The 7,539-nt window shown below is 40.1% G+C and carries 8 protein-coding genes; 6 read left to right on the top strand and 2 right to left on the bottom strand.

Going from position 1 to position 7,539, the window contains the following annotated elements:
- Window positions 1-151: 151 nt before the first annotated feature.
- The gene (gmhB, locus tag C5469_RS10045) at window positions 152-718 is read right to left on the bottom strand and encodes a D-glycero-beta-D-manno-heptose 1,7-bisphosphate 7-phosphatase (RefSeq protein WP_166305644.1); all 567 of its coding nucleotides are present in this window, start codon (window positions 716-718) and stop codon (window positions 152-154) included.
- Between the two features lie 195 nt (window positions 719-913).
- On the opposite strand from gmhB, the gene metN reads away from it, so the two are divergent.
- The 6 genes from metN (at window position 914) to proS (ending at window position 6,569) form a co-directional block, all read left to right on the top strand.
- Complete coding sequence (metN, locus tag C5469_RS10040; protein WP_166305617.1) at window positions 914-1,945, top strand: methionine ABC transporter ATP-binding protein MetN; 1,032 nt, start codon at window positions 914-916, stop codon at window positions 1,943-1,945.
- Window positions 1,938-2,591, top strand: coding sequence for a methionine ABC transporter permease MetI (locus C5469_RS10035; RefSeq protein WP_166305614.1), 654 nt, complete (start codon window positions 1,938-1,940; stop codon window positions 2,589-2,591). Before metN ends, C5469_RS10035 begins: the two co-directional genes overlap by 8 nt.
- Window positions 2,592-2,656: 65 nt before the next feature.
- Window positions 2,657-3,472: a MetQ/NlpA family lipoprotein gene (locus tag C5469_RS10030; RefSeq protein WP_166305611.1), complete on the top strand. Its 816-nt coding sequence runs from the start codon at window positions 2,657-2,659 to the stop codon at window positions 3,470-3,472.
- A gap of 195 nt (window positions 3,473-3,667) precedes the next feature.
- Window positions 3,668-4,015 (top strand): Rcs stress response system protein RcsF, encoded by a 348-nt coding sequence (gene rcsF / locus C5469_RS10025; RefSeq protein ID WP_278249755.1) that lies wholly within the window; start codon window positions 3,668-3,670, stop codon window positions 4,013-4,015.
- On the top strand, window positions 4,012-4,719 hold the full coding sequence (gene tsaA / locus C5469_RS10020) for a tRNA (N6-threonylcarbamoyladenosine(37)-N6)-methyltransferase TrmO (RefSeq protein WP_166305641.1): 708 nt from the start codon (window positions 4,012-4,014) through the stop codon (window positions 4,717-4,719). Before rcsF ends, tsaA begins: the two co-directional genes overlap by 4 nt.
- Before the next feature lie 125 nt (window positions 4,720-4,844).
- Window positions 4,845-6,569 carry a proline--tRNA ligase gene (proS, locus tag C5469_RS10015; protein WP_166305605.1) on the top strand — a complete coding sequence of 575 codons (1,725 nt, stop codon included), beginning with the start codon at window positions 4,845-4,847 and terminating at the stop codon, window positions 6,567-6,569.
- A 92-nt stretch (window positions 6,570-6,661) separates the two neighbouring features.
- Here proS and nlpE read toward each other — a convergent pair whose 3' ends face one another.
- Window positions 6,662-7,327, bottom strand: coding sequence for an envelope stress response activation lipoprotein NlpE (nlpE, locus tag C5469_RS10010; RefSeq protein ID WP_166305602.1), 666 nt, complete (start codon window positions 7,325-7,327; stop codon window positions 6,662-6,664).
- Between the last annotated feature and the right edge of the window lie 212 nt (window positions 7,328-7,539).

Here is a 7,539-nt window from a genome sequence, read left to right as displayed (position 1 = left end):
TCTGCCTGACCCCACCAGCTTTTTTCTCAGCGGGGTGTCGGTCAGTGGAGGCGCATTATAGGGCGTTCTTCGGCGCTGGCAAGTGTTTATTTGAAAAAAACTTTCGTTCGTGTTTTTTTTCAACAAAACGATGACATAAAGAACAAAAAACCTATTTTTTGATACCTTTAATCGCTTTAGGCAAGTCTACCAAGCTATTTATTACCAAATCAGCCGCTTGTTCAGCTTCATTAGTAACTGGTTTACCTGTACGAACTAATACTTTAGTACCAACTTTTGCTGTCGTGGCTGCTTGCATATCTTCCAGTTTGTCACCAATCATATAAGAAGCAGCCATATCGATACTTAGCTCTTTTTGTGCTTCCAGAAGCATACCTGGTTGTGGCTTACGGCAATCACAATTCTTCTTATATTGTTCTCCAGTCGCATCTGGATGATGAGGACAATAATAGATGCCGTCCAAATCTACCCCACGGTCTGCCAGTGACCAATCCATCCATTCTGTCAGTTGCAAAAATTGCTCTTCATTGAAAATGCCACGAGCAATCCCTGACTGGTTTGTGACTAATACCAGTGCATATCCCATCTTTTTCAATTCAATCATGGCTTCAATAACACCATCAATAAATTGAAAATCATCTATTTCATGTACATAACCATGATCGATATTTATTGTTCCGTCACGATCTAAAAATACGGCAGGAATACTTTGTGTCACCCGATTGCTCCAAGAATGTAAGAAGGCTTCAGTATCGCATGATTTAGTCATGAATGAGAATGCAGCAATTAATTTATTCCCGGTTGACTTAGACGTCTAGACACCTTAACATCCGATTCAACGGGTGGTTTGTTTTCTCAAAAATGTTCAAGCTATCAATTTTCAAAATTTTTACAAAAACAAATAAGAATAAAAATGATAAAACTATCTCATATCAATAAAGTATTTCAGCAGGGTGCCCGTTCTATCAACGCGCTTTCAGATATCAGCCTACATGTTCCGCAGGGGCAAATTTATGGTGTTATTGGTTCATCTGGCGCAGGTAAAAGTACACTGATTCGCTGTGTGAATATGCTTGAGCGTCCAACTTCTGGACAAGTACTGGTTGATGGTCAAGATCTAACTATCTTATCTGATAGTGACTTAACCCGTGCACGTCGTCGGATCGGTATGATTTTCCAGCATTTCAACTTGCTATCTTCGAGAACAGTGTTTGGCAACATAGCCTTACCTTTAGAATTGGACAACATTCCAAAGGCTGAAATCAAAAAGCGGGTAGACGAGTTATTGGAGCTTGTTGGTCTTGCAGATAAGCATGATGCTTATCCAGCAAATCTCTCTGGCGGACAGAAGCAACGTGTTGCTATTGCCCGTGCTCTAGCTAATTCACCTAAAATACTTTTATGTGATGAAGCAACAAGTGCTCTTGATCCCGCAACAACTCGTTCTATTCTGGAATTATTGAAAGATATTAATCGCCGTCTGGGACTAACCATTCTGTTGATTACTCATGAAATGGACGTCGTCAAACGTATTTGTGACCAAGTAGCCGTAATCAGTGGTGGACAACTGATTGAACAAGACATTGTTAGTGAAGTATTCTCTCATCCCAAAACACCCATCGCTCAGGCATTTATTCAGTCAACTTTACATCTGGATATCCCTGAAGATTATGTACAAAAAATGCAAAGCCACCCAGCACCAGATCTTAGTCCATTACTGAAATTAGAGTTCACCGGCCAGTCTGTAGACGCTCCACTGATTTCAATGGCAGTACGTCGTTTTAATATTGATATGAATATATTAAGTTCTCAAATCGACTATGCCGGTGGAGTAAAATTTGGTGTGATGTTAGCTGAATTACACGGTGAAAATGGTGGCGTCGAATCAACAATTAAGTTTTTACAAGATCATCATGTGAAAGTAGAGGTTCTCGGTTATGTCTGAAGGAATGATTTTATTACTGGCTAAAGGCGTCTGGGAAACTCTAGTAATGACTTTTGTTTCTGGCTTTTTTGGCTTTATTATCGGGCTGCCAATCGGTGTATTATTATATGTCACTCGTCCCGGTCAGATTATGGAAAGTAATAAACTCTATCGTTTTCTTTCCGCTATAGTTAATATTTTCCGTTCTATCCCGTTTATTATTTTACTGGTTTGGATGATTCCTTTTACCAGATTAATTGTGGGAACATCTATCGGCTTACAAGCGGCTATTGTTCCATTAACTATAGGTGCTGCGCCATTTATTGCTCGTATGGTGGAAAATGCTTTATTAGAAATTCCATCAGGATTAATTGAAGCAGCCAGGGCAATGGGAGCAACTCCGCTCCAGATTGTGAAGAAAATTCTGTTACCTGAAGCATTACCAGGTTTGCTCAATGCAGCTACAATTACTCTGATCACTTTAGTAGGTTATTCCGCAATGGGAGGTGCTGTAGGTGCAGGCGGGTTAGGCCAGATTGGCTACCAGTATGGTTATATCGGCTATAACGCAACAGTAATGAATACCGTATTAGTGTTATTAATTATTTTAGTTTACTTAATTCAATTAAGTGGTGACCGTTTAGTTAAGGCCACAACACGTAAATAATAAAATTATTTTAATAACGGCACCGACATAGGTGTTAATAAATTAGCATTCAATAGGGGTAAAGTATGTCTGTTAAATTAAGAACCATCGCAACCATCAGCGCCCTTTTAGGTTCATTAATTCTGGCTGGTTGTGGTCAGGAAAAACAAGATCCAAATCATATTAAAGTAGGCGTTATCGTTGGTGCAGAGCAAGAAGTTGCTGAGATTGCGAAAAAAGTAGCTAAAGATAAATATGGTCTTGATGTAGAACTGGTAACTTTTAATGACTTTGTACTACCAAACGAAGCACTGAGTAAAGGTGATATTGATCTAAATGCATACCAGCACAAGCCTTATCTGGATCAACAAATCAAAGATCGTAGTTATAAGCTAGTCACTGTTGGCAACTCTTTTGTTTATCCAATTGCTGGTTATTCCAAAAAAATCAAGTCACTAGATGAATTGCAGGATGGTTCTCAAATTGCACTACCAAACGATCCAACGAACTTAGGCCGTTCTTTATTGTTATTACAGAAGCAAGACTTAATCAAACTGAAAGATGGCATAGGTTTATTGCCAACAGTTTTAGACGTCGTTGAAAATCCTAAAAATCTAAAATTAGTTGAACTGGAAGCACCTCAATTACCGCGTTCACTGGATGATCAAAAAATTGCTCTGGCAATTATTAATACGACATATGCAAGCCAGATCGGTCTAACCCCGGCAAAAGATGGTTTATTTGTTGAAGATAAAGATTCTCCATATGTAAACCTACTTGTTAGCCGTGAAGATAACAAAGATGCCGAAAATGTTAAAAAATTCGTTAAAGCCTATCAATCTGACGAAGTTGACGAAGCTGCCAATAAGATCTTTAATGGTGGTGCAGTGAAAGGCTGGTAATCTTTCATATTACGCTCATCAATATTAGAATAATCAGGCGGACAAATTGTCCGCCTGATATGTTATGACATCATGTTTTCGATACCTTTTTATTAACCTGATCGATTAACTTAACTCTAATTGTCATAATTCAAGGAATTATTAATGCGTCGGCTACTTGTCCCTTTATTAGTACTGTTCATAGCAGGATGCTCAATGCAACAGACAACCTTAACTGATTCTTCTCAATTATCAGATATGAGACTCAAAAAACTACCAACCGGAGAAAAAACAAACCACTCTTTATCCGTAAAGTTATATACCAAGAGTGAAGAATTGTTAGGTACCCCATTTAAAGATTTAGGGATTGTCACTGGTCAATCATGCCGTAGTTCGTTACAAGACCCACCAGCTAATATCACCATAGCGCGTAACCAAATGATAATGAAGGCCACTCATTTGAATGCTAACGCCATTTTACTACATCAATGCGAGATGTTATCAGGCCAAGGATGCTACCAGATAGCAATATGCGAAGGCTCAGCCCTGCTTATTACTCAATGACTAACTTTCATTTCACACAAATAGGGGTTATTCACTCCCCTTATAAAGAGAAATTTGCTGTTCCCCGTCAACCAGGTCTTATTAAAGACGGTGGAGGGGAATTAATGCTTCTTCCACCCTATAATCAACCAGATGCAGTTCGCGGTTTAGAACAATTTAGTCATCTATGGGTTATTTTTGTTTTCCACCAAACAATGGAAGACGGGTGGAAACCAATGGTGCGCCCTCCCCGTTTAGGTGGAAATGCAAAAATGGGAGTATTCGCAACCCGTTCAACTTTCCGGCCAAATCCAATTGGTATGTCTCTGATTGAGCTTAAAGGAATTAAATGCAGAAAAGGTAGCGTTACTCTAGAGCTGGGTAGTATGGATTTAGTTGATGGTACCCCTGTTATTGATATCAAACCTTATCTGCCTTTCGCTGAATGTCAGCCACATGCAATAGCAGGTTTTGCTCAGGAAGCACCTTCTACCGGTATGGACGTGATATTTTCACCTGCCGTTGAACAGCAGCTTATCTTAATTCAAAACACTTACCCGAATTTACGCCGATTTATCAGCCAGGTTCTAGCTCAAGACCCTCGTCCGGCTTACCGTAGAGGAGAATCAGAAAATCGGGAGTATGCTGTTCATCTACTGAATTTTAATGTACGTTGGAGAGTATGTGGCACACTGACTGAAGTGGTCTCCATAGAACCCCGTTAAAAATCAATATATACCCTTTTGGCATCTTAAACTCACTGGTAGACTAAAGGCTTATTTTCGCTATTTTATTGACTGGCAAATTTTTGCCAGTTAGAAGCAATTTACTGCTCTAATGGAACCCTAAAATGCGCACTAGCCAATATCTGCTCTCTACATTAAAAGAGACTCCCGCCGATGCAGAAGTTATCAGTCATAAACTGATGCTTCGTGCAGGCATGATCCGTAAGCTCGCTTCAGGACTATATAATTGGATGCCTACAGGTATCCGCGTGCTAAAAAAAGTCGAAAAAATTGTTCGTGAAGAAATGAACAATGCTGGAGCGATTGAGATATCTATGCCTGTAGTGCAGCCGGCAGATTTATGGCAGGAAAGTGGTCGCTGGGAACAATACGGCCCGGAGTTGCTGCGTTTTGCTGATCGAGGGGATCGCCCTTTTGTATTGGGTCCAACCCATGAAGAAGTTGTCACTGATCTAATCCGCAATGAAGTCAGTTCATATAAACAGTTACCACTAACTTTGTTCCAAATCCAGACTAAATTCCGCGACGAAGTTCGACCTCGTTTTGGCGTAATGCGTTCGCGTGAATTCCTGATGAAAGATGCTTACTCTTTCCATGCTACTCAGGAATCATTACAAGAAACTTACGACAACATGTATGCAGCCTACAGCAAAATCTTTACCCGTATCGGTTTAGATTTCCGAGCTGTTCTAGCTGATACCGGTTCTATCGGCGGTAGTGCTTCCCATGAATTTCAGGTCCTGGCTGCCAGCGGGGAAGATGATATCGTTTTCTCAACAGAATCCAATTATGCAGCTAATATTGAACTGGCTGAAGCTATTGCTCCTGCTTATGATCGCTCATCACCAGCAGAAGATATACATCTGGTTGATACTCCGAATGCAAAAACAATTACTGAACTAATTGAACAATTCAATCTGCCAATTGAGAAAACTATTAAGACTCTAATAGTTCACGCGACAGAAAATACAGGCCATAAATTAATTGCCTTACTGGTTCGCGGTGACCATGAACTTAATGAAATCAAAGCAGAAAAATTACCATTGGTTGCCAGCCCTCTAACTTTTGCCACAGAAGAAGAGATTCGTACAATTGTTGGGGCAGGTCCAGGTTCATTAGGCCCCGTCAATCTGCCAATACCCATTATTATCGACCGCAGTGTGGCAGTGATGAGCGACTTTGGCGCCGGTGCCAATATTGATGATAAGCACTATTTCGGTATCAACTGGGAACGTGATCTACCAATACCAGACGTTGCTGATATCCGTAATGTTGTTGAAGGTGATTCTAGCCCAGATGGTAAAGGTACATTGCTCATCAAACGAGGTATCGAAGTTGGTCATATATTCCAGCTAGGTACCAAATATTCTGATGCAATGAAAGCAACCGTTCAAAGCGAAGACGGCCACAACCAGATCACCACTATGGGTTGTTATGGTATTGGTGTTACCCGTATTGTCGCAGCAGCGATTGAACAGAATCACGATAACCGCGGTATCATCTGGCCTGATGCAATCGCGCCATTCCAGGTTGCTATTCTGCCAATGAATATGCACAAATCATATCGTGTAAAGGAAATTGCAGAAAAACTGTATGCTGATCTGCGCGCCAGCGGTATTGACGTGATTTTTGATGATCGCAAGGAACGTCCAGGCGTGATGTTCGCTGATATGGAACTTATCGGTGTACCACATACGATAGTTATTGGCGACCGTAATCTGGATAATGGAGAAGTAGAATATAAATATCGTCGCAATGATGAAAAACAGATGTTAAAACTGGATGATGTTGTTGATTATTTGAAGCAACAACTTGGTTTTATTAATTAAAGTTATTACACCAATTCATTGAGCAATATGGTGATAATGGTCAGATCGTTAAGATGCCATAACCATTATCACCATCAATACTGAACCCTGAATTATTTCTTCGTATTACAAGATTTTGATTTATCGAAACGGATTTTACCCGTCTGAATCAGGGCAGGATCAAATTGCCCATCTTCCATTGAAGGTCTCACGCTATAATAACCTTCAACTTCAACATAAACTGGTGTTCCCCCGTCTACACCAACTTGATGATAACCTCGCTCCAAATCCAAACTTTCCGTTACGGCATACTGCTTACCTGTATTACAATCAGTAAATGAAGCTGCATCAGCCATATAACTGTATTCACCAACCAGTTTCTTCGGTGTTACCCGTTTCAGCTCATAGTTGAATTGTGATTCAATTGGATTGCCTTCAATATCCAGCATCACCAAGTTTCCACCTTTCAGCAGATAGTAATATTTCTGATCATCTGATTTTGTCAGGCGAATTTTTTCTCCGTCTTTCACCCATTGACCAGATTCAAAGAATGACGAGTCACCATCACGGGTACCAAGATAAGTTTGTTCCAGAATATAATTACCATCACCATCCAATAACAGTGTGGTGTCAATACCAGAACAATCAGCACAAGGAAGAACCCCCTGAAAAGTCTGATCTACTAGCTGTGAACTCGTTTGTTGTGGTAAGTTACTTTTACATCCCATCAAAGTACTTACGCCCACAGCAACTAACGCTGCCAAAAGTTTTTTATTCATATTTATCTCCAAACAGTATAATGGGCTTTGTGAATCGCCTTTTTAAGGGCGTTGCCCAATAATAGCGAAATGATCTGATTTTAATACCTTTGCCCGGAACTTACTGTGAAATCAAACTTTTATTTATTTACTGTTCAAGGGAAACAGCCAAAGTTATTCATTAATCACGACTGATTTCCTGTGCTATAGTCATTAATAGTGCTTTTGAGTTA

The organism is Photorhabdus cinerea, assembly GCF_011189575.1.
Classification (GTDB): domain Bacteria; phylum Pseudomonadota; class Gammaproteobacteria; order Enterobacterales; family Enterobacteriaceae; genus Photorhabdus; species Photorhabdus cinerea.
Note: the sequence above shows the minus strand (reverse complement) of the source record. Positions and strands in the feature narration are given on the sequence as shown.

What these genes read in the sequence shown, in the direction of transcription:
- proS (WP_166305605.1), top strand. Translation starts at nt 4,845, where the DNA reads ATGCGCACTAGCCAATATCTGCTCTCTACATTAAAAGAGACTCCCGCC.
- metN (WP_166305617.1), top strand. Translation starts at nt 914, where the DNA reads ATGATAAAACTATCTCATATCAATAAAGTATTTCAGCAGGGTGCCCGT.
- nlpE (WP_166305602.1), bottom strand. Translation starts at nt 7,327, where the DNA reads ATGAATAAAAAACTTTTGGCAGCGTTAGTTGCTGTGGGCGTAAGTACT.
- C5469_RS10030 (WP_166305611.1), top strand. Translation starts at nt 2,657, where the DNA reads ATGTCTGTTAAATTAAGAACCATCGCAACCATCAGCGCCCTTTTAGGT.
- rcsF (WP_278249755.1), top strand. Translation starts at nt 3,668, where the DNA reads ATGCAACAGACAACCTTAACTGATTCTTCTCAATTATCAGATATGAGA.
- C5469_RS10035 (WP_166305614.1), top strand. Translation starts at nt 1,938, where the DNA reads ATGTCTGAAGGAATGATTTTATTACTGGCTAAAGGCGTCTGGGAAACT.
- tsaA (WP_166305641.1), top strand. Translation starts at nt 4,012, where the DNA reads ATGACTAACTTTCATTTCACACAAATAGGGGTTATTCACTCCCCTTAT.